The organism is Emcibacter sp. SYSU 3D8 (genome assembly GCF_039655875.1).
Classification (GTDB): Bacteria; Pseudomonadota; Alphaproteobacteria; order SMXS01; family SMXS01; genus RI-34.
Genome location: NZ_JBBYXK010000004.1, coordinates 195,254 through 217,038, shown reverse-complemented (window position 1 = coordinate 217,038; position 21,785 = coordinate 195,254). Strand labels below are relative to the sequence as shown.

The 21,785-nt window shown below is 64.6% G+C and carries 18 protein-coding genes; 11 read left to right on the top strand and 7 right to left on the bottom strand.

What is annotated here, in order from left to right; translation table 11 throughout:
• The first annotated feature begins 89 nt into the window (after nt 1–89).
• Both WJU21_RS14950 and WJU21_RS14945 read left to right on the top strand, forming a co-directional pair.
• Entirely contained in the window at nt 90–653 is a 564-nt protein-coding gene (locus WJU21_RS14950) for a hypothetical protein (RefSeq protein ID WP_346324254.1), read from the top strand.
• Nucleotides 654–664: 11 nt separating this feature from the next.
• Nucleotides 665–1,744 (top strand): hypothetical protein, encoded by a 1,080-nt coding sequence (locus WJU21_RS14945; RefSeq protein ID WP_346324253.1) that lies wholly within the window; start codon nt 665–667, stop codon nt 1,742–1,744.
• A 26-nt stretch (nt 1,745–1,770) separates the two neighbouring features.
• Here the strand turns inward: WJU21_RS14945 and WJU21_RS14940 are convergent, their stop codons facing one another.
• Nucleotides 1,771–3,015 (bottom strand): cytochrome P450, encoded by a 1,245-nt coding sequence (locus WJU21_RS14940; RefSeq protein ID WP_346324252.1) that lies wholly within the window; start codon nt 3,013–3,015, stop codon nt 1,771–1,773.
• A gap of 83 nt (nt 3,016–3,098) precedes the next feature.
• Here WJU21_RS14940 and WJU21_RS14935 point away from each other — a divergent pair, with 83 nt between their 5' ends.
• From WJU21_RS14935 to WJU21_RS14895, 9 genes are all read left to right on the top strand, one after another.
• Entirely contained in the window at nt 3,099–3,884 is a 786-nt protein-coding gene (locus tag WJU21_RS14935) for an enoyl-CoA hydratase-related protein (RefSeq protein ID WP_346324251.1), read from the top strand.
• A 143-nt stretch (nt 3,885–4,027) separates the two neighbouring features.
• Entirely contained in the window at nt 4,028–5,500 is a 1,473-nt protein-coding gene (locus WJU21_RS14930; protein ID WP_346324250.1) for a phospholipase D-like domain-containing protein, read from the top strand.
• Nucleotides 5,501–5,571: 71 nt separating this feature from the next.
• Nucleotides 5,572–6,276, top strand: coding sequence for a YafY family protein (locus WJU21_RS14925; protein ID WP_346324249.1), 705 nt, complete (start codon nt 5,572–5,574; stop codon nt 6,274–6,276).
• 46 nt (nt 6,277–6,322) lie between these two features.
• Entirely contained in the window at nt 6,323–6,703 is a 381-nt protein-coding gene (locus WJU21_RS14920) for a nuclear transport factor 2 family protein (RefSeq protein WP_346324248.1), read from the top strand.
• Nucleotides 6,700–7,470, top strand: a complete 771-nt coding sequence (locus tag WJU21_RS14915; RefSeq protein WP_346324247.1) for an SDR family oxidoreductase — start codon at nt 6,700–6,702, stop codon at nt 7,468–7,470. Before WJU21_RS14920 ends, WJU21_RS14915 begins: the two co-directional genes overlap by 4 nt.
• Before the next feature lie 99 nt (nt 7,471–7,569).
• Nucleotides 7,570–8,157 carry a peroxiredoxin gene (locus tag WJU21_RS14910; RefSeq protein ID WP_346324246.1) on the top strand — a complete coding sequence of 196 codons (588 nt, stop codon included), beginning with the start codon at nt 7,570–7,572 and terminating at the stop codon, nt 8,155–8,157.
• 115 nt (nt 8,158–8,272) lie between these two features.
• Entirely contained in the window at nt 8,273–8,659 is a 387-nt protein-coding gene (locus WJU21_RS14905; RefSeq protein WP_346324245.1) for a hypothetical protein, read from the top strand.
• Nucleotides 8,660–8,838: 179 nt separating this feature from the next.
• Nucleotides 8,839–9,321 (top strand): nitroreductase/quinone reductase family protein, encoded by a 483-nt coding sequence (locus WJU21_RS14900; protein ID WP_346324244.1) that lies wholly within the window; start codon nt 8,839–8,841, stop codon nt 9,319–9,321.
• Between the two features lie 119 nt (nt 9,322–9,440).
• Entirely contained in the window at nt 9,441–11,393 is a 1,953-nt protein-coding gene (locus WJU21_RS14895) for an FAD-dependent oxidoreductase (RefSeq protein ID WP_346324243.1), read from the top strand.
• A 62-nt stretch (nt 11,394–11,455) separates the two neighbouring features.
• Here the strand turns inward: WJU21_RS14895 and WJU21_RS14890 are convergent, their stop codons facing one another.
• The 6 genes from WJU21_RS14890 to WJU21_RS14865 form a co-directional block, all read right to left on the bottom strand.
• Nucleotides 11,456–13,468, bottom strand: coding sequence for a PQQ-binding-like beta-propeller repeat protein (locus WJU21_RS14890; RefSeq protein WP_346324242.1), 2,013 nt, complete (start codon nt 13,466–13,468; stop codon nt 11,456–11,458).
• 7 nt (nt 13,469–13,475) lie between these two features.
• A complete protein-coding gene (locus WJU21_RS14885) occupies nt 13,476–15,515 on the bottom strand; it encodes a TonB-dependent receptor (protein WP_346324241.1) in 2,040 nt (679 codons plus the stop codon).
• A 30-nt stretch (nt 15,516–15,545) separates the two neighbouring features.
• Nucleotides 15,546–16,508: a HupE/UreJ family protein gene (locus WJU21_RS14880; RefSeq protein WP_346324240.1), complete on the bottom strand. Its 963-nt coding sequence runs from the start codon at nt 16,506–16,508 to the stop codon at nt 15,546–15,548.
• 56 nt (nt 16,509–16,564) lie between these two features.
• Nucleotides 16,565–17,467 carry a peptidylprolyl isomerase gene (locus WJU21_RS14875; RefSeq protein WP_346324239.1) on the bottom strand — a complete coding sequence of 301 codons (903 nt, stop codon included), beginning with the start codon at nt 17,465–17,467 and terminating at the stop codon, nt 16,565–16,567.
• Nucleotides 17,464–19,323: a DUF3604 domain-containing protein gene (locus tag WJU21_RS14870; protein WP_346324238.1), complete on the bottom strand. Its 1,860-nt coding sequence runs from the start codon at nt 19,321–19,323 to the stop codon at nt 17,464–17,466. The genes WJU21_RS14875 and WJU21_RS14870 overlap by 4 nt, the downstream gene beginning before the upstream one ends.
• A gap of 129 nt (nt 19,324–19,452) precedes the next feature.
• On the bottom strand, nt 19,453–21,756 hold the full coding sequence (locus WJU21_RS14865; RefSeq protein WP_346324237.1) for a TonB-dependent receptor: 2,304 nt from the start codon (nt 21,754–21,756) through the stop codon (nt 19,453–19,455).
• Nucleotides 21,757–21,785: the final 29 nt, after the last annotated feature.

Sequence of the window (21,785 nt, the reverse complement as noted above, 5' to 3'; positions counted from 1 at the left end):
CCCGGATTCTGTCCCGGGGAGAAAATCATGGCTAATCAGGGGCTTAGCGTGTATCATGCTACCTCAGGGATAGAAACGGAGAAAGACATATGCGCAAATTGATCGCAGCAGGCCTGGCGCTCACACTGGCATCCGCCGGGCTGGCGAGCACACCGGCCCAGGCGCAGTACGGACCGCGCGACGCCAAGCAAATCTGCAAGGACGCTGTCCGCGACCGGGGTGCCCGCGATACCACGGGCGTCAATGTGGATGCGCTTGGCGGCAGCCGCTACAACGTCACCGGCTATGCCAAGAGCCGGGGCGGTAAGTCTTATTTCAGCTGCCGGGTGAACAATGGCAGCATCCGCCATGTGGACATGGGCAACTGGCAGGGCGGCAATAGCGGCAGCGGCAACAATGCCTCCACGGCGGTGGCCGTGATCGGCGGCGCGCTGGTGCTGGGCGCCATCGTGGCCGCGGCAACGTCCGACAAGCGCCACGGCGACTATGACCGCTATGACGAATACCGGTACCGCGACCGCCCGTCCTATAACGACCGGGGTGGCCAGTACAGCCCGAAGCGCGGCGTGACCTGCTATCGCTGGCAGCGCACCTGCTACAAGAACGGCCGGGGCTATGCGCCCAACTGGACCGCCCGCGAGTTCGGCAATTGAGGGGAATGGCAATGAAGACCACCATCCGTTACGCGGCAGCCGCCGCGCTCCTGCTGACGTCTCCCGCCCTGGCGGAAACGCCGGCGGCCGAGGCCGCGCCAGTGGCCGCCGACGCAGCCGCGAAGGCAGCGGCACCCGTCGCCGCTGAGGCTGCCGCGAAGGCAGCTGCACCGGTTGCCGCCGAAGCTGCCGCGAAAGCTGCTGCACCCGTCGCCGCCGAGGCTGCGGCAAAGGCAGCCGCACCGGTTGCCGCCGAAGCTGCCGCCAAGGCAGCCGCACCGGTTGCCGCCGAAGCTGCCGCCAAGGCAGCCGCGCCCGTTGCCGCCAAGGCTGCAGCCAATGCCGTCGCGCCGACCGCGGAAGCAGCGGCCGACGACGAGGTGGACAATGTCCGCGAGGACGCGGCATGGAAATGGCTCGACCAGGCCATGGCGCCAACCCTGACCGAGGCGCAGCGCCCGAAGCTGCTGTGGGCGGCCTATAACGCCACCGCCGGCGGCCTGTGCAATGAAGTGACGGTAGACGACGTCAAGATGGGCGCGCTTCTGGCCACCCTGCTGCCGGCCGACGACGACAAGACCTCGCCCGAGCAAAAGCAGTATCTGCAGGACACGCTGCTGGTGCATCTGGGTGCGGCCATGGGCATCTATGCCGCCGAGAACGCCGACAATCTGACCGAATTCTGCGGCGAAGCCGTGGCCTTGCGGGCCTCGCCCGAGGGCAACAGCCTGTTCCTGTCGGCCAATGACGATGCGCCCGATGCGGTAGCACCGAAAGCCGCCGCGCCCGCCGCCGATGCCGTGGAAAAGGCCGCGCCGAAGGCCGTTCTGCCGGCCGCGAAAGCACCGGAGGCCGCAGCACATGAAGCCGCCGCCGAGAAAGCCGCGCCCGACGCAGAGCCGTTGAAGGCGGTCAAGCCGGATGTCGAGTTGCCCAAGGCAGCCGCCCCGGCGAAAACGCCCGATGCCGCCGTGCTGAAGGCGGTGACGCCGGATGTGGAAATGCCGGATGCCGAGGAAGCCCCCGCAGCCGAGGCGCCGGATGCCGCAGCCCCGGCGGAAGCTTCTCCCAACGACGCGGCGCCCGAGTAAAGTCTAAGGCACCGCGAACGGCGCTCTTACGACGCCGAGAACCTGATGACCAACTCCTTCATCGGCAGCCAGTGCAAGCTTTGCCGGTGAACGGGGTTGGGCAGGTCGCCGGCCAGTTCCACGTGCGTCAGCCGATCGAGCAGCGCCGTGAAGGCCACATTCATCTCCAGCCGCGCCAGGGTCGCGCCGACGCAGAAATGGATGCCTGAGCCGTACGCCAGGTGGGCGCCCACATTGGGCCGGTCGACGTCGAACTGGTGCGGGCAGGCGAATTTTTCCGGGTCGCGGTTGGCGGCGCCGTAACGGGCCAGGATCAGGCTGTTTTCCGGGATCAGGACGCCGCCCAGCTCCACATCGCATGTCGCGCGCCGCATCAGGCTCTGCACCGGGCTTTCCATGCGGATCACCTCCTCGCAGAACTTCCTGATGCCGCCGGCGTCGCCGCGCAGCCGCTGCTGCAGTTCCGGATGGCGCACGAGCTGCCACATGCCGTGGGCAAGCGCGCTCTGCACCGTCTCGTAGCCGCCGCCGATGAGCTGGCCCATGACGCCTTGCAACTCCTCCATGGAGAGGGGATCGTCTTCATGGGCGTGGACCAGGTCCGACAGCATGTCGTCCGAGGGATTGCTGCGGCGCTTCTCCAGTTCGGCGGCGATGAAATGCTGCATTTCCAGGGTGGTCTCGGCGCTGGATCGCACCTCGTCCTCGCTCTGCGGCGTGGCCGCGACGATCAGCAGATTATCGGCCCAGCGCTTGAACGTTTCGACATCCTCGCGCGGCAGGCCCATCTGCTCGGCGGTGATGATGCCGGGCAGCTTCATGGCGAACTGGGCGTTGAAGTCGCACTGGCCGTCGCCGATCCAGTCGTCGATCAGCCCGTTGGTGACCTCCTCCACATGGGGCTTCATGGCGGTCATGCGCTTGCCGGCAAAGACCGCGTCCAGCACCTTGCGGTAGCGGGCATGGGCGGGCGGGTCGGTGGACTGGAGCGTGTCCACATGTCGCCAGCCGCGCTCGGCGACGAGGCTTTCATAAAGATCGCCCAGGTCGCCCTTGAGCGCCCTGCGGCTGGGCAAGCTGTTGCTGAACGTCCCGGTGTCGATCAGCACCTTGCGCAAATCGTCATAGCGGGTGACGACGTAAAACCCGGTCTCGGGCATGCGGTAGACCGGACACTGGGCGTGCAGCAGGGCGTGGAAGTCATAGGGATCGCTCTGGACCGCATGGTCCATGAGGCTGTGGCGCGACAGGTCGGCTGTATCCTGGTCCATCAAATGCTCCCCGTATCCGAAGGCGCCATTTGACAACGGATCGCGCCAACGTGCTAGCTGTCAGAAAATCGAGGGAGAGCCAGATGACCGACGACATCCTTTATGACGTGGCCGACAAGGTCGCCACCATCACCCTGAACCGGCCCGACAAGATGAACGCCTGGAGCCCGGACATGGAGGTCGCGTTCCGCGCCGCCATCGAGCGGGCGGCGTCCGACGACGGTGCCCGGGCCATCGTGGTGACCGGCGCGGGCAAGGGCTTTTGCGCCGGCGCCGACCTGTCGCCCGGGCCGGACGGCAAGCCGCGGCCGCGCATCGTGCCGCCGTTCAGCGCCGACGAATTCGGCCAGCGCTATTCCTACCTTCTGGGCGTGCCCAAGCCGATCATTGCCGGCATCAACGGCGCCTGCGCCGGGGTCGGCCTGTGCCTCGCGCTCTATGCCGACATGCGCTACATGGCCGAAGGCGCGAAGATGACCACCGCCTTCGTGCGCCGTGGCCTGATCGCCGAGCATGGCAGCGCCTGGATGCTGCCGCGGTTGATCGGCACCATGAACGCCATGGATCTGCTGCTGACCGGCCGCACCATCGACGCCGCCGAGGCCGAGCGGCTGGGCCTGGTGCGCATGCTGGCGCGCGATGGCTTCGCCGAGGCGGTGCATGCGGTGGCCGCCGAGATGGCGGCGCTGTCCTCGCCCCGCGCCATGGCGGTGGTCAAGCGGCAGGTCTATCTGGCCTACACCCAGTCGCTGGCCGCCGCGACCCAGATGTCGAACGAGGAGCAGCAGAAGTGCTTCACCTCAGAGGACTACATTGAAGGTGTTGCCAGCTTCAGGGAGAAGCGGGCGCCGGCGTTCACCGGGAAGTAGGCGCAGCCCGCTGTCCGGCCAGGGCGGGACTGCGCGGCCACGCAGTACCGCCGTCACGGCATGGGCGAGACGGCTGCACCCTCCATTACCGGAACCGCGGCGGTGCCATGGCGTTGGCGACCCAAGCCCTGGGAGCATTGTTCATGACGCAGCCTGATCCACCGACCGACCGTCAGGCCATCCTGTCGCCGGGACGCAATTGCTGGCGGATCGAACGTGCGTCACGCTTCGCGCTGATCATCGACGCCGAGGCCTATTTCCGCGCGGTCAAGGCCGCCATGCTGCAGGCCAGGCACACCATCTATCTGATCGGCTGGGACTTCGACACCCGCGTACCGCTGGAGCCCAGCCAAGGCGGACAGGAGGGGCCCGCCAAGCTGGGGCCATTTCTGCGCTGGCTGGACCGCAATCGGCCCGACGTCCGAGTCCACGTGCTGAAGTGGGACCTGGGACTGATCTACGCCCTGGGACGCGGCACCACGCCCATCGCCGTGCTGAACTGGATGACCAGCGCGCATGTCAGCTTCAAGCTGGACGGCGCCCATCCGCCCGGCGCGGCGCACCACCAGAAAATCGTGGTGGTGGACGATGCGCTGGCATTCTGCGGCGGCATCGATATCACCGCCGACCGCTGGGACACCCGCGAACACAAGGACGACGATCACCGGCGCCGCCGGCCGAGCGGCCGCCCCTACGACCCATGGCACGATGCAACCACGGCAGTCAGCGGCGACGTGGCCCGGGCGCTGGGCGAGCTGGCGCGGGACCGCTGGAAGCGCGCCACGGGCGAAGACCTGACGCCGCCGCCCCCGCGCACGCCGTTGTGGCCCGAGGACCTGGACGCCGTCTTCACCGACGTGGACGTTGCCATCGCGCGAACGCAGCCCCGAACCGAGGATTGCGAGGGCACATTCGAAATCGAAACGCTCTATCTCGATGCCATCGCCGCGACCCGCCGCAGCTTCTATTGCGAAAGCCAGTATTTCGCCTCGCGCCGCATCGCCGAGGCCATTGCCGCCCGGCTGGGCGAGGCCGACGGGCCGGAATTCGTCATCGTCAATCCGGAATCCGCCGACGGCTTCCTGGAATCCGCCACCATGGACTCGGCCCGCGCCAGGCTGCTCGCCATGGTGCGCAAGGCCGACATCCACGACCGGTTCCGCCTCTATACGCCGGTGACCGAGGCGCGCCAGCCCATCTATGTGCACGCCAAGGTACTGGTAGCCGACGACCGGCTGCTGCGGGTGGGCTCTTCCAATCTCAACAACCGCTCCATGGGCTTCGACACGGAATGCGACCTGATCGTCGAAGCCGCCGCGGACGACGCTGAACGGCGCGACAGCATCGCCGCCATCCGCGACGACCTGCTGGCCGAGCATCTGGGCACCGACTGCGCCAATGTGCGCGAGGCGCTCGCCCGGCATGGCGGGCGCCTGACGGCGATGCTGGACGAGTTGATCGGCAAGGGCCGCTCGCTCGTCCCCTACCAGCCCGAAGAATCCAATTTCGTCGAGGAAACGATGGCCGAGAACGTCCTGCTCGACCCCGAGCGCCCGCCGAGATTCCTGCGCCGGCTGCGCCAGCGTCTGGGATTCAATCACCGGAATTTTCGCTAGGGTCTCCCGACAGATTTTGTCAGGGTTTCGGTTTATGATAATCCGTCGGTGTTCTGCCGACAGGAGCGCTGATGTCTCGCACGACAAGGCTACTGGCACTGATGCAGGCGTTGCGACGACGCAGCCGTGCGGTAACCGCCGCCGCACTGGCCACCGAACTGGAAGTGTCGGAGCGTACGATCTATCGCGACATCGCCTCGCTAGCCGCTCAGGGTGCGCCCATCTCGGGCGAAGCGGGCGTGGGCTACGTGCTGCGTCCCGGCCTTTTTCTCCCGCCGCTGATGCTTGACCGGGACGAGACCGAAGCGCTGTTGCTCGGTCTGCGCTACGTGGAGCAACGCGGCGACGATACACTGGCGAGGGCCGCCGCCGAGGTGCGCGCAAAGATCGGAGCAGTATTGCCGCCCCACGCGCGAGAAGCTATCGACAGCCCCAGCCTGATGCCTGGACCGACCGGACGCGGCTTTCCCCCCAATATGGTCGGCCTCGATACGCTGCGGACGGCGATCGAAGGGCAGCGACGGCTGCGGATTGCCTACACGGACGGCAGCGGCAGCATCACCGAGCGCGTGATCTGGCCCCTGGCCCTGGGCTTCATGAATGACGCCCGGATCGTCGCCGCGTGGTGCGAGCTTCGGCAAGACTGGCGCAGCTTCCGCACTGACCGGATCGCCTCAGCCGATGTCAGCGACGGCCGCTATCCCGGGCGACGGACAGTATTGCTGGATGGCTGGAAGCAGCAGATGGACCCGGAATTCTCTCCTGACAAAAACTGACAGGACAATGAGCTAGCTTCCTCCTTTATCGAAACAGGAGGATTCCATGCCACTATTACTTTCCACCGATACTCTCCCCGCCCCGGTCAGTGACTATATCCAAGCCGCCAACGCGCAGGATGCCGACACCTGTCTTGCCACGTTCGCCAACGACGCCCTCGTCAACGACGACCGCCGGGAATTCCGTGGCAAGGCCGCCATTGGTCGCTGGGCTGCCGCTGAACTGTTCGCCGCCAGCGTGTCCATGGACGTGGTAGAGGCAATCGACCTCCACGGCAGCATCATCGTCACTGCAAGGATCGACGGCACCTTTGACAAGACTGGCCTGCCCGACCCGCTTTTGCTCACATACTATTTCACGCTGGATGGCGGCCACATCGTTCAACTCATCATCATCCACAACCGCAGCCAGGGAGGCTGCGCATGACAGGAGAATTCTCCGGCAAGCGCGCCCTCGTAACCGGCGGCAGCCGAGGCATTGGTCTGGCAATCGCAAAGCGGTTGTACGCGGCTGGGGCAATAGTAGCGGTCGTCTCACGCCAGCCGGTCGAAACGGCGGGCATACACTCCTTGGCCGCAGATGTTGGCAGCGCCTCGGGTACGGCCGCGACTGTCCGGCTGACAAATGACCTGCTGGGCGGGTTGGATATCCTGATCAACAATGCCGGCGGATCGAGTGCCCCGTTCGGCGGCGCGCTCGCGCTGTCTGACGATGACTGGCGACAGGCTCTCGGGCTGAACCTGCTGAGCGCCGTCCGTCTGGACCGCGCCTTCATTCCATACATGCTGAATATGGGTTCGGGCATAATCATCCACATGTCTTCAATCCAGCGCCGGCTGCCCCGCCCAGAATCCACTCTGGCCTATGCGGCCGCCAAGGCGGCGCTGAGCACCTACAGCAAAGGGTTGTCAAAGGAGGTCGGGCCGAAAGGCATTCGGGTCAACTCGGTGGCGCCAGGCTATGTGGAAACCAGCGCCACAGCGCGGCTGGTAAGTCGGATGGCTACGGAAGACGGGACCAGCGAAATCGCCGCCCGCGAGAAATTGATGGACTCCATCGGGGGCATTCCGCTGGGGCGGCCAGCGAAGCCGGAAGACGTGGCCGAACTGGTCGCGTTCCTCGCATCGGACCGGGCGCGATCGATCCATGGCAGCGAATACCTGATCGATGGCGGAACCGTGCCGACTCTTTGACCGCCTGCGTGAGGGCACGGGCTTCGTGCATTTCCCGCGAGGGCATACCGGCTCCAGATCGGCTATGCTGCGAGCAGAACAGAACCGGGGAGTAACATCATGCGCCGCCTGCTGCTGACCGCCGCCATCGTCCTTGCCGCCGCCCTGCCCGCCCATGCGGCGCTGAAGGCAGGCACGGCCGCACCCGACTTCGCCGCGCCGGCATCGCTGGCCGGCAAGCAGTTCGAGTTCTCGCTGGCCGAGGCGCGCAAGACCGGACCGGTTGTCGTGTACTTCTACCCGTCGGCCTATACCGGCGGCTGCAACGTGCAGGCACATGCCTTCGCCGAGGAAGCCGACAATTACCGGGCCGCAGGCGCCACCATCATCGGCGTGTCGCAGGACAGCATCGCGCGGCTGAACGACTTCTCGGCCGATCCCGAGTACTGCGCCGGCAAGTTCCCGGTAGCCTCGGACGCCGACGGGGCCATCAGCAAGTCGTTCGACCTGCAGACCATGCAGGGCCAGCCCGGCATGAAGGACTCGCGCGGCGCCGAGATCGACCATGCATTCACCGAGCGCACCACCTTCGTGATCGGCGCCGACGGCAGGATCGAGGCCGTGCTTTCCACCACCGACGACAAGATCGCGCCTGTCGATCATGCCGCCCGGGCGCTGGAAATCGTCAAGACGATGAAGCAGCCCTAGGACGCGCGACCGGGCGACACGCCCCGGCTTGCGGGAGATCAATGCGCGGCGGCAACGCGGCGGGCAAGCTTTCCGAATTGGCGCCGCAGCTTCGCGGCCGGATCGGGAGCCTGCCATGAAACTGCTGCCTGCCTTGGTTTTCAGTCTGGGCCTTGCCATGTTGAACGTGGCGGGCGCCGCGCCGCCCGATCAAAGCCAGTCCGATCACATGAAGACGCCGCTCGACCAGTGGGACCGGCCCGCCGAACCGCGCATTGGGCCGGGCCCCGCCCCCATGGATTGGGGTGGACTGAAGCCGGACCGCGGCCGCGAGGAGACCTTCTATTTCTGCGCGCCCTGCCATTCCGATACCCGCATCAAGGCAGCGCGCAAGACCCGCGCACAATGGGACGCCCTCGTCGAGCGCATGCTCAAGACCTATCCGGAATACAAGCGGCTGGAACCGGACGAGCGCGAAGCCATCCTGGGCTACCTCACCCGGCAATATGGTCCGGCAGGTTAGATCGCCTGCCCCCGAAGCCTGACGCCAAATACGGGTGACCGCGAGGCCGCTTTTCTGCCATTCTGGGCGTGTCGAGACCTCGAGTGGGGAGACGGTTTCATGAGGTGGCCGCAGGGCGCCAACTGCCACTTTCCGGGATGCGCGGACTTCTGGCCGACCGTCGGCGCGCCGGGCGCCGCATGCCTGTAGCCGCCATGGAAAAGCGGCTGATCAAATTCCTCCTGGGCAAGCGCGGCATGGCGCTCGACTTGTGGCTGGTGAGGGTGTTCGGCCGCTCGCTGCTCAATGTGCTGATGGGCCGGCGCCAGGGGTTCACGCCGCAGCCCATGCTGGTTCTGTCCACCAGGGGTGCGCGCAGCGGCCTGTGGCGCAGGGCGGCGCTGCCCTATTTCCAGATCGGCGAGAGCATCATCGTGGTCGGCTCCAAAGGCGGCGCGCCGGACGATCCCGCCTGGGTGACCAATCTGCGCGTGCATCCCGAGGCAGCACTGGCGATCCGCGGCAGGCGCCGGCAGGTGGTGGCGCACGTCGCCGCCGGCGACGAAAGAACCGCCCTGTGGGCGCACGTCACCAGGGCCATGGAGGTCTACACCCGCTACCAGAAGCGGACCGACCGGGAGATCCCGGTGGTGGTGTTCGAGGCGCAGACTGCCGGCCGGTAACGTTGTTTCCCGGACTTTTATTTCCAACCGCTGTCGCAAATCACACCCGGCCTCATTGACGCCCACCACCCGTTCTGCAATCGTGCATAAAATCTCTGCCGATGGGGAGACGCGGAGCCATGGCGCTTTATGACAATCTGTTCGAGCCGATCAAGGTCGGTCCGATTACCATTCCGAACCGCATCGTTCGATCGGCCCACGGCACCCATCTGGGCGGCGAGGACCTGATCGCCTATCACGAGGCCCGCGCCAGGGGCGGCGTGGGCATGTCGACGCTCGAGGCAACGGGCGTCCATGAAAGCTCGAAGACCCACCTGCCGCTCTATTCCGATGCCATCCTGCCGTTCTACGAACAGATCAGCAGCCGGGTCCACAAGCACGGCATGAAACTGTTCGCGCAGGCCTATCACACCGGCGCCAGCGGCGCGGGCACGCCCGATACCTGGTCGGTCAGCGGCGTGCCCAACCCGATGATCCAGATCATGCCCTTCGTGATGACCAAGACGCAGATCGACGACATTGTCGCGGCCTTCGGCAAGGCGGCGCGGCGCATCCGCGACGGCGGTCTGGACGGCATCGACATTCACGCTTCGTCCGGCTACCTGATCCACGAATTCCTGTCGCCCGCGCTCAACAAGCGCGACGACGAATATGGCGGCAGCCGCGAGAACCGGATGCGCTTCCTGATGGAAGTGATCGCGGCGGTGCGCGCCGAAGTGGGCAGCGACATCGCGGTGGGCGTGCGCCTGCCCAACGAGGACTATGTGCCCGGCGGCCTTGACGCAGCCGAGAACGCGGCCATCGCCGAGATCCTCGATCCGCATGTGGACTATGTATCGCTGCACATGGGCGCCTATTGGCGTTTCCACAAGCTGATCGCGCCGGCCGACGATCCGCTGGGCGTCGAAATGAAGCCGAACAACGTGATCACCAAGGTGGTCACCAAGCCGACCATCGTCGTCGGCCGGATCATGACCATCGACCATGCCAGTTCCCTGGTGGCGAGCGGCGAGGCCGACATGGTGTCCATGGTGCGCGCGCTGATCGCCGATCCTGAGATGCCCAACAAGGCGCGCCGGCTGGAGGAGCACACGATCCGCCCGTGCATCGGCACCAATATGGGCTGTGTCGGCCAGTTGATGACCCGCGGCGTGATCAGCTGCGTCGTCAACGTAGCTGCGGCCCGGGAAGCCCATGTCACCCACGATCCGGCAGGCAAGACCGACCAGCCGAAGAAGCTGCTGATCGTCGGCGGCGGCCCGGCCGGCCTGGAGGCGGCGCGCACCGCCGCCATGCGCGGCCACAAGGTGGTGCTGCACGAGGCCATGCGCCGTCTGGGCGGCCAGGTGGCGCTGGCGGCCGATGCGCCCCACCGGGCGGATGTGGGCACCATCACGCGCTGGCTGTCCGACGAGATCGACACGCTTGGCGTCGAGGTGCACCTCAATTCCATGGTCGACGCCGAGATGGTCGCCGAGATCGCGCCCGACGAGGTGATCATCGCCACCGGCACCACGCCCCGCTATGACGGCTTCCAGGTGTCGACGCCCTCGGTGCCGATCGCCGGGTGGGATCTGCCGCATGTCCATAATTCTTGGGAGATGTTCGGTGTCGGCGGCCAGGTCGACATCAAGGGGCCGGCCGTGGTGTTCGACGACACCGGTACCTTCGAGGGAATTTCGGTGGCCGATGTGCTGCTCAAGGCCGGCGTTCACGTCACCATGGTCTCGCGCATGGAACAGCTGGGCCAGAACGTGCCGTTCCCGCCGGTCACCGTCGGTGCGGCGCGCGAGCGGCTGATGTCGGCCGACTTCGACTTTGTCGGCGGCCATTATGTCCGCAAGATCACGCCTGACGCGGTGGAGATAGGCGTGCTGTTCACCGACCGGGTGCGGACGATCCCGGCGAAGACAGTGGTGCTGGTCAGCTTCAACGAGCCGAACCGCGATCTGGCGAACGAACTCTCGGCCCGCTTCTCCAACGTCAAGGTCCACATGATCGGCGACGTGAAGGGCGGCAACAGCATGATGACCGCAATCCACGAGGCGGCCGCGCTGGCCCGGGTGATCTGAGATCCAGCCACGAAAAAGGGGCGCGGACGGTCACGTCCGCGCCCCTTTTTTGTGCGGTTCAGCTATTCGACCTCGAACACCAGCAGCACGTTGCCGGGCATCTTGCCGGCAAAGCCGTAGCCCGAGTTCATAATCAGCAGGCCATCATGGGCGATCGGCGCGGTGCCGCCGCCCATGGAGCCGCCCCTGGCGACGGTGCCGTTGACGGTGGTGAAATCCGTCACCGTGTCGAACGCCCACAGCACCTTGCCGGTTGCCGCATCGTAGATGCGGATATAGCCGTCATTGGCCCCGGCCAGCACCAGATCCTCGGTGGCGGTGATCGCGCCCGAATAGCCCGGATGGCAGAACTGCTTGCCGCCGCAGATATCCTCCGAGGGCGCCTGCCACTTGTATTCGCCGGTCTTGATATCCAGCGCGTACATGCCCGGGCGCGGATGGTCGCCCTCCGGGTAGCGGTTACCGTCCGGCACGTCCGAGACCGGCGCGAACACCGTATCGCCCGAGGCGGCGATGCCGAAGTGGATGCCGGCGACCACGCCGCCGCGGCCCACCTTGTTCTTCCACACCAGCGTGCCGTCCTCGGCGTCGAAACCGTACATGATGCTCGATTTCTGACCGGCCAGGACATAGTCCTTGCCGTCCACGGTGGCGAGCACCGGACCGGCGCCGAAATCGAAGTCGGGGCCGTCCTCTTCCGGGCAATTGGTCTTGTCCACCGCCTCGCAGGCACCGTTCCAGACGTCATCCTCCAGCACCTGGTGATGCCAGACGATCTTGCCGGTATCGAGGTCCATGGCCACGATGGCGTCGCTCATCTCGGTGCCTGGCGACGAATAATTGTCGCCGGTCGCGATGATCACCCGGTTGCGCTTCTCGTCAATCGCAGGCGTGTTCCACAGGGCGACGCCCGACGGGCCGAACTGCTTGGCGCCGGCCGCATTGACGCCGCGCTGCTCCGGTTCTGGCGCCATCCAGGTGCGCCAGATCTCGGCCCCGGACGCGGGGTCGAGCGCGACCAGCGAGCCGCGGAAGGTGCAGCATTCGTATTTCGGGTCGATCCGTGCCTCTTCCAGCGACGAGATCGGCACCAGCAGCTTGTCCTTGTACAGCACCGGCGCGGCGGTGATGGTCAGGTTCGGGTGATCGCCCGGCCGTATGCGCCAGACCTGCTCGCCGGTGCGGGCCTTGATCGCGTAGACGTTGCCGATCAGGTCGCCGAAATACATCAGCGGATCGGCGGTCTCATCGCCCTTGGTCCAGGGCGCGACGACGATGCCGGTGCGCACTTCGGCGCCGGCGTGGAAGGTCCAGCGGGCGCAACCGGTTTCCCGGTCCAGCGCGAATACGGTGCCGTCGTGGCTGCCGACGAAGATGGCGCCGGCGGCGAGCGCCGGCTGCGAGCGCGACCGCATGGCGTTGGGGAATGCCAGCGACCATTTGAGTTTCAGCTTGCCCACATTGCCGCGGTCGATGCCGGCGGTTTTGGTATCGATGAAGTGGGAGTTGCGCGCGTCGAAGCCCCAATAGTCGAACACCGGCGGCTCGCTGGCGTCGAATGCCGAGGTGCCGGCGGCACACATCAGCGGCGGCGCGACGATGTCCTTGCCACCCAGCTTGCGCTTGGCGAGGAATTCGGCGACGGCTTTCATGTCGTCGTCGGTCAGTTCGGCGGCTTCGGCCTGCTCCTTCATCACGCCGCTCGTCAGGGCGCGGTAGATCGATTCCGGGGTCATCAGCGACAGCATGGCCCGCTGCGGCGCGCGGTTCAGGCCCTTTTCGTGGCAGGTGCCGCACAGGCTGTCATAGACCTCGCCGCCCTTGCCGGCTTGCGCCGGGTCCAGTTCGGCGAAGTCGCCGCCTGACCGGTAGGCCTGATCGGCCGAGGTCTTGCCGCCCGCCGCCACCGCCGGCGCCGCCTGCTCCTGCTCGCTGGGCGCCGGCGTATCCATTGCCGCCAGCGCGCCCGCGGCAAGCGCCACCATGGTCGCGCCGGCCAGCGCGATACCGGCCAGAATGCCGTTCAACTTCATCTCGTCTTCCCCGTTTTCCTCGAGCCGGTTGGCCGACCCCATTGGTTTCCTAAAATTTTACCCGGACCGAGCCACGTATCGTCAGCGGCTCGACCGGGTGGAAGTGGACATCTTCAACACCCGCAGTCTCGCCACGCAAGCGGGATTCGTAGAAGTAGGTTATATCGTTGTCCCTGCTGTTCAGTATGTTCAGCAGTTCTAGCCCCACCTCGAACTCACCAAAATCATACGACAACCCGGCATTGACCAGCGTCGTCGAGCGCGAGCGCATAGAATTGCCCTCGATCAGCGGCGCGTTGCCCAGGTGGCGCACCCGCAGGCTGGCGGTGAAGCCTTCGGGCAGGGTGACGACCGCGCCTCCGCCTAGCACGAAGCCGACCGAGTTGGGGATGCGGTCGTCATCGACATTCCTGAACCGCGCCCGCGTCATCGCGCCCGAGAGGTCGAACACCAGCCAGTCGGTAGCCTTCCAGAAAGCCGACGCCTCTATGCCGTAACGGCGCGTCGCTTCGTTGGGTTCGGTGGCGCCCGCATCGCCGACGAACACGAGTTCGGACTGCAGGTCGAGCCAGAAGCCGGCCACCGTCACGCTTAACCGGTCGTTCGCCTCCACGCGCAGGCCCAGTTCGGCCCCGTCGCTGCGCACCAGCGCCGGCACCGCGCCGACCGGCTCGCCGGTTTTCGGGTCGATACTGATAGTGGCGCCGCGCACGTCGTTGGAATGGAAGCCGCGCCCATAGCTGGCATAGAGCTCCAGCCCGTCCGCAACGCGCCACGCCAACGTGCCCTTGGGGCTGAGGATAGCATCGTCACCGTCGCCCGAATTGACCGGCAGGCTGCGCGCTGCCACGTCCCAACTCAGCCAGTCGACCCGCGCCCCGAAAATTGCGCGCAGCCGGTCGCTCAGGTGCAGCTCGGCCTCGCCGTGCAGGCTCACCATCAACTCTTGTACCTTGTCGTCGCGAACCGTGCCAATGCGCTCGCGGCCCGCAGTATGGAAGAGCCCCACGCTCATGATGTCGTCATAGCGCAGGTCGAGTCCGGCCCGGATCGTAACCGGCATGGCGCCAAGCGTGACATCGTTCACCCAAGACAGGCTGCCGCCGAGGATGGCGCGCTCGTCGGCCTGTTCGAACTGGTCTCCGTTCACCGGGTCTTCGAGGAAATAGGTGAAGTTCGAGAACAGGTTGAGACGGTAGTATATGCCGTAGACCTGTGCCTCCAGGCGGCCCCAGTCCATCCGGCCGCTGAGCGACAGCCGCGTCGTCTGGCCCCCCAGGTCCGGATCGATGAAGCCCTTACGCGGAATGAGCCCGCCGTCGACGGCGCGCAGCGGCACTTGGTCGGTCGAGTCCCACAACGCGCGGTAGGCGGTGGCGATGAACTGCGTGTCGGCGCCGCCAACCTCGCCGGTATATTTCATCAGAGCGTTGAACTTCTCCAGGTTCTCATCGAGTTCCCATGGGCCGCCGTAGAAATGCGCCTCGCCCGCCAGCAGCAGGGTACCGCCGGCCGCGTTCATGGAATCGGCTGCGACGAGCCTGTAATAGCCTTGGTTGCCGATGGAGGCGTGAACGAACCCTTGGCCTAGTCTGTCATAGGTCTTGAACGCTGCAGAGCCGGCGCTGGAGAAATCGCCGACGTCCGCATGATACGGCCCCTTCTCGTAGGACACGTATTCGACAATCTCCGGGATGATGAAGTTCAGGTCGAGATAGCCCTGGCCGTGGCCGTGGGTAGGCATGTTGACCGGCATGCCCTCGAACCGGGCGGCGAAGTCGGTGCCATGGTCGAGGTTGAAGCCGCGCAGAAAATACTGGTTGGCCTTGCCTGTGCCGCTGTGCTGCGTAGCGATCATGCCCGGAATAACTTCGACCAGTTCGCCCGCGCGCAGAATCGGCCGCTTCGATAGGTCCGAATAGCCGACGATACCCTCCGAGGCGGTGAACGCCTTGCCAGCCAGGCTGAACGCCCGGCCCCAGACCACCACCTGCTCGATGTTCTCTTTCTTGTCCTCGGTATGAGCAAAGGCCGGTATGGCAAATGCCGCACTGATACTAATTCCGACTATCGCCTTGAATCCGAACATCAGCCCCCTTCGCCGCGTCTTTGTGGTTACTCAGCTGACGGGTACGAACGCCCACAGGCGTTCGATCATCCAGAACGCCGCGAGCGCGCCGACACCGTAGGCGACCGGCTTCTCCATCCTGGGAAGCAGGGTTTCAGGCGCAATATCCGATTTGCCCAGAATCCACAGCGCTGCGAGCATGACGAGTATCAGCGCGCCAATGAACATCAGCTGCCCCGCCTCGACACCCACATTGAAGAACAGCAGCGCCAGCGGCACCTCGGTCTGCGGCAGGCCGATCTCGGCCAGCACGGCGGCGAAGCCGAAGCCGTGCAGCAGACCGAAGGTGCACGAGACCGCGATGGGATGCCGCCAGGTGATGGTATCGCGCAAGGGCCGGGCGATCTCGGCCGCGAGGAAAATGATGCTGAGTGCGATGGCCGCCTCGACCGGAGGCACCGGCACCCGCACCAATCCCAGCGCAGCCAGCGCCAAGGTCACCGAGTGGGCAAGCGTGAAGCCCGTCACCACAACCACGATGCGCCTGCCCGTGCGTGCGATCAGCAGCAAGCAGGCCAGAAACAGCAGATGGTCGTAGCCCAGCAGAATATGTTCGATGCCCAACCGAAAATACTGACCCGACACGGCCACGGCGTTTTCCTGATCGGGCACGCTGACGCGGGTTTCATCCGGCGGCGCGACCAGCGAGCGGCTCTCGCCCGAGCGCCAGTCGACCCGCACCATGGTCGAGAGCGACGGATTGAATTTCGGCCAGAGCAGCGTGATGTCGCCGCCCAGGCCGTCTGGACAATTATAGAGATCGCGTGCCGTCAGCGCCGGACGGGCCACGCCGTCCTCGCCCATTCGCACGCAGCCCGCGGGCATCGCGACGGTGGGAATGTTGAAGGATGGCACCGATGGCGGCGTCGTCACCATGACCGTATAGACCGCGTCACCCTGTTCCTTGATGGCGACGACCACCGGCCGGCTGTCGTGTGCCGAGACCGGCCTCATGTCGGCTCCCAGCAAGACCAGAAAGATGGCAGAAAACGCTGCGAGTGACCGCGAATTCATCGTGCGGCGGCCTTGACGGCACCCCGGCGATCCAATGTCACCTCGACCTCGTAGTGCTTCAGCATGTCGTCGATCAGTTCGTCGCGCCGCTCGGTGGCGAGGTCGGCCATGTAATCTTCCCGTACGCGGTCCTTGATCTCCTCAAGCGGCGGAAATACCAGGTCCTTGCGCGCCGTCACCATCACAAGGTGAAAGCCATAGGCGGATTCGAGGGGGCCTTGCCAGCGCTCCGGTTCGGCCTTCAATGCGAATAACTGCTGCGTGAAGTTGTCGCCGAAATGGCCGGCAACGGCGTCCATGGGCCGGTCCACATAATTGAGATTATAGGCGAACCTGTCGCCCCAGCCGGGCGCGTCGGCGAACGCCACTTGGCGCCCGTTCATGGCTGCGAGCGCCTTGGCAGCGCGGCCTGAGGCGACGTCCCGGCCCTGACCCGCGTCAAAAAATACGTGGGTGAAGGTGATCGTTGCAGGCTCGGCATAGCGATCCTTGTGGGCCGCAAAATAGTTGTTCAGCCCCGCATCGTTTACTGTCAGCGGTGCGCTGGCGTTGCCAGCCACGAACTCGACCGTCTGCACCAGGCGCCGCTTGATGACGTAATCGGACTTGTCCAGGCCCAGCGCCGTTGCCTCGCGGTAAAGCGCCTCTTCGCGCGCATAATCGCGGATCAGGCTGTCGAGTTCCCGCGGCCCCATGGCGTCGAGCAAGGCGTTCGCCCGTTCGGGCTCAAACGCCTTTGTCCGGAACTGCAGGAACTCGAGCAGTGCGGGACGATCGACGACGATGCGGGACGGATCGTCCTCGGCAGAGCCGTGCGGGTTGAGCGCCATGTATCCGCCGAACATCAGCAGTCCGGCGGCCAGAAAGTGGACCAGCGGGTCCCTCAGAAAACGGCTCAAGGCGTGTACCAGATCGGCGAGGTATAGGCGCGGTCCTGCACGACCATCGGCACGTCGGGCGGCATCTTGACGCCGAAGAACTTGGCGTCGTAGGCGGTCCAACGGGGCTTGGGTATCTCGATCACCCGCCCGTAATAGAATGCCCGTTCAGCCGGGTCGAAGTCGGGGTCGGTCCACACCGCCGCAAGTTCGGCCGTGCCTATGGTATTGGTATAGGACGCGTCGGCGACATCGACCGTCGAACCCACCGGCGGTGCCTTGCCGGTCTTCGGATCGACTTTACGGCCATCGGACAGCGCCAGATCGTAGACCTTCTCATGGGACTTGCCGTCCTTGTCGAGCCAGCCCTTGACGATCTGGATACGGTCCAAGTTGGCGTCGTCGGGGTCCTTCAACGCCAGCATCATGAATACCGGCGCCTTGCCGGCAGGCGCTCTGGTCAGGTCGCCGCCCATGGGCACGCCCTTGCCATAGCCGACCTTGACATAATCGTCGCGGAACACGGCGTCCCGGGCATAGTCCCAGCCGCCGAAGAACCGCACCATGATGCGCGAACCGCTCGTGGCATAGACTTCCTTGCGCTTCATGGCCGCAAACAGTGCCTCTCGGGTATTCTCCGGCGCCCACACGGCCGCGAGGCCCGACGATCCGAGCTGCCAGTCAACATATTTACCGCTGGCCATATGGGTTTCCGACCTGTGCGCGTTCGGTTCGGAATTGGCGAATTTACCGAAGAAGTTGTCCTCGGTCGTGGTCGGGAGGGCGGTATGGTCGTCGGTGCTCCCGATCATGCCGAACTTGTAGGGATTGGCGCCCAACTTCTGTTCGAACTCCAGGCCGCGTTTCAGCGCCGACCGGGCGTAGCTGCCGGGCAGCATCTCCGGCGTGGTTTTTACCCGGCCCATGATGTTCCAGCTGTCCCACCGTTCAAAGTCGGCGAATTCGTCAGTGGGCGAAAGCACCGGATGGGTTTCGCTATCGCCCTTGATCTGGGTGACCTCGACGATAGGCTCCCATCGCATGCGCGTTTCGGCATAGGTCTTTGTCAGCGGTCCGCCCGACAATGTCTTCTCATCGAAGAAAATGCCGTTGCTGAGGTTGCTGTTGTGCGGGATCGACAGAACCTCGACGCCGGCCGACTTCTCGAAGCCTTCGAGGGCCGTCCAAAGCTTCTCAGGATCGATGGCGTCCTGGGCCGAGAACGGCAATATTTTGGACACGGCGTCCGCGCGGTCCTTGAAGAGGATTACACGGTGGAGGTTGTTGCCACCAGTCATCGAAGTCCATTCATAGCCCGCGAATGTCGTGAAACGGCCCGGCGCGTTGTACTGGTCGGCGGTCTGGGCAACCTCGCTCCAGATCGACCGGGCCACCACCTCGGGCAGTTTGTTGCGCGCCGAATCCGGAGTCTCGATGCTGGTGACGAACTCGGCCATCAGCTTTTCCGGCTTGCCCTCCTTCACGAAGCCGCTCCAGCGCTTTCCGACGTTGGATTCCAGTAGCGCAGGGTCACCGGCCGTGAAGCGGTAATAGGCACCGATGAACTCGCCGTGGTCGGTAACCGCGAGGAAATCCAACGGCCGCTTCAGCCGCGCTTTAACGCCGCTGGAGGACAGTACCTCTTCGCCGCGCGCGAATTTGTAGGCATCTGCCGGAGACAATTCCTTGTTGCCCTGACCATAGGCGTCAGGCGAGTTGCGGGTGTGCAGGTGCAGGTCGCCGAAATAGACGCTCTTTGGATAGTCGGTCCCAACACCAGGTGAATATTCCCGTTCGGCGGCGAACGCTGCACCAGTGATCGACGAAACCAGCATCGCACCTGCGATGCCATACAGAAAAGTGCGGTCCGAACCCATTATACTCTCCTCGTTATTCAGCACCCTTCCTAGGGCGCTTCCCCTTCTGACTCCCCGGAAAAGGACGGGGTGCCGCCCTCGAAGGCTTCGCGGCCGGCACCCCAGTGGGGAGGAATTATCGTTGCGTCGTCACAGGTCCCACGAAAGTTCAATACCCCAGCGACGCGGCTCACTGATGCCGTATGTGTCGAAGAGGGCGGCAACTTCGGTGATGTTGTTGAGGTAAATCTCGTTGGTCAGGTTCTTGCCAAAGAGCGAGACGGAGTAACGCCCCTCGATGTCCCGATAGGTGATGCTGCCATCGACCAGGTTCACCTTGCCGCGCCATCCACGATCAGAGCCGCTGGTGGACACGTTCATGTTGCTGATGTGGGTGAAGTTCGCGTTCAGCACGATGGAACCGGTATTACCCACGTCGAACTCGTAGGTGGCCCCGAGACTGATCTGGAACTTGGGTGCACGCTGGAAGGGCGTGTTCGAGAAATCCTCGTCCACGAGATAGTTACCCGGCCCCATACTGCCCGGCATTGTCACGTTGTTGACAGTGCCGCCGCAGTTCGATGTAGGCGCCGACGCGAAGAACGACGGGCCATTGAGATCGGCGCAGTAGGCACCGTAACTGGCATCGAGATACGACGCGTTGGCAGTCAACTGCAGGCCAGGCAGGGGTATCGCGGTCAATTCCAGTTCCGCACCCTTGATGTTGGCCGACGCCGCATTCGACGTCACCGTTTCCTGTGGATTGGCGGCGCCTGGCAGGAACCGGATGACCGTCCGCTGCAGGTTCTTGTATTTGTTCAGGAACAGCGCAAAATTCGCGCGCAGCCGGTTGTCGAACCAGTCGCTCTTCATACCGAATTCGAAGCCGTCAACCACTTCCGGGTCGAACGGACCAAGCGTCGTCGGCGTGCCGCCGCGTCCGTTCCAGCCGCCGCTTTTGAAGCCGCGCGAATAGGTGAAGTAGGCAAGCGCGTCGTCGGAAATTTGATAGGAAAGCCCGGCTTTCGGGCCAAAGTTGCTCCAAGCCTTGGGATCCGGAGTAATGCGTGCGCCGGTGTTCGGGAACGGAGCGAACGGCTCTTGATAGAACGCCTTCCTTTCCCAGCTCCAGCGGCCACCGGCCGTTAGAGTCAGCCGGTCATTGAAGTGATAATTGCCTTCCGCGAAGGCGGAGAACGCCTTGTGATTCTGCCAGGTGTCGCCAACGATGTGGGATACCGCGCTTGCAGGCGTGATTCTTTGGGTCGTATCCCGGTGTAGAAAGAACTCCTGATAGAAGCCATAGACACCAGCCACGAAATCGAAGCTGTCCCAAGCCGAGGAGGCGAACCGCAGCTCGGTCGACGTCTGCTTGTGGGGTGAATCGCGCGACGTCTTGAACATCGGTGCTTCTGTCGAGTCGATATCCAGGAAAATGAATGACTCGGTCTTGCGGTAATTAGACACCCACGTGACAATGCCCGGACCGACATCCCAGACCAGTTCACCGGTGATGCCCCAGGTGGTGTTGTCGATTTCACCATTGTGCGCGAGGCTGGTCGTGACGAGGTAATCGTCCTTGGTGAACTTGCCGTTTAATGGCCGGTCTGGCGGACAATAGCCCCAGGCCGAGCATAATATCTGATTGGAACGGGGAGCCGCGACGCCGGGCGTTGGATCGCTCTTGGTGCGCGTGTACTCGCCGATCAGCGTCAAGGTCAGGTCATCATTCGGCCGGAAGCGGATAATCGGCCGCACCGCGAAATTGCTTTCCCGCCCTAAATCCCCAGTGGACTCGGCATTGGTATTTGTATTGGTGTAATAGCCGTCGGAGTTCGCAGACAGGATAGAGATCTTCGCATCGAGTTTGTCTTGTACGATTGGCAGATCGACCGCCGCGCGAACATCGAGCCTGCCGTACTGGCCAATCGTCAGGCGTCCGCGCGTCCCAAACTCGCCGCTGGGCCGCCGCGTGCGAACCTGAACCGCGCCAGCTGTCGTATTACGGCCGAACAAGGTGCCCTGCGGTCCGCGCAGAACTTCGATGGATTCTACGTCGAACAGGTCGATGCTCGAATTCTCAGGCTGCGGTATATAGACGCCGTCGATGAAGATCGCCACGGGCGGATCGGTCGTGGAATCATTGTCCGAATTGCCGATGCCGCGAATGAATATGGTTACCGCGTTGCTGAACGAGCCCAGCCGCGCCATGTTCACGCTCGGTGCGGGAAATGCCATTTCGTTGAGTTGGGTGGTGTACTTCAGGGCCAGTTCCTGTCCGGAGATCGCGGTCACAGCGACCGGCGCTTCCTGCAATGGCTCCTCGCGCTTGCGCGCCGTAGTCGTCACGGATTCGATGGATGTGATCGGCGTTCTGACCGCCGGCGTGTCGGTGACGGCTACCGCTTTTGCGGGCGCGCCTGCGATCATGCCGCCAAAGACTGATAAAGCCACTGTGGCCGCACGGATCGCGGTAACACTGG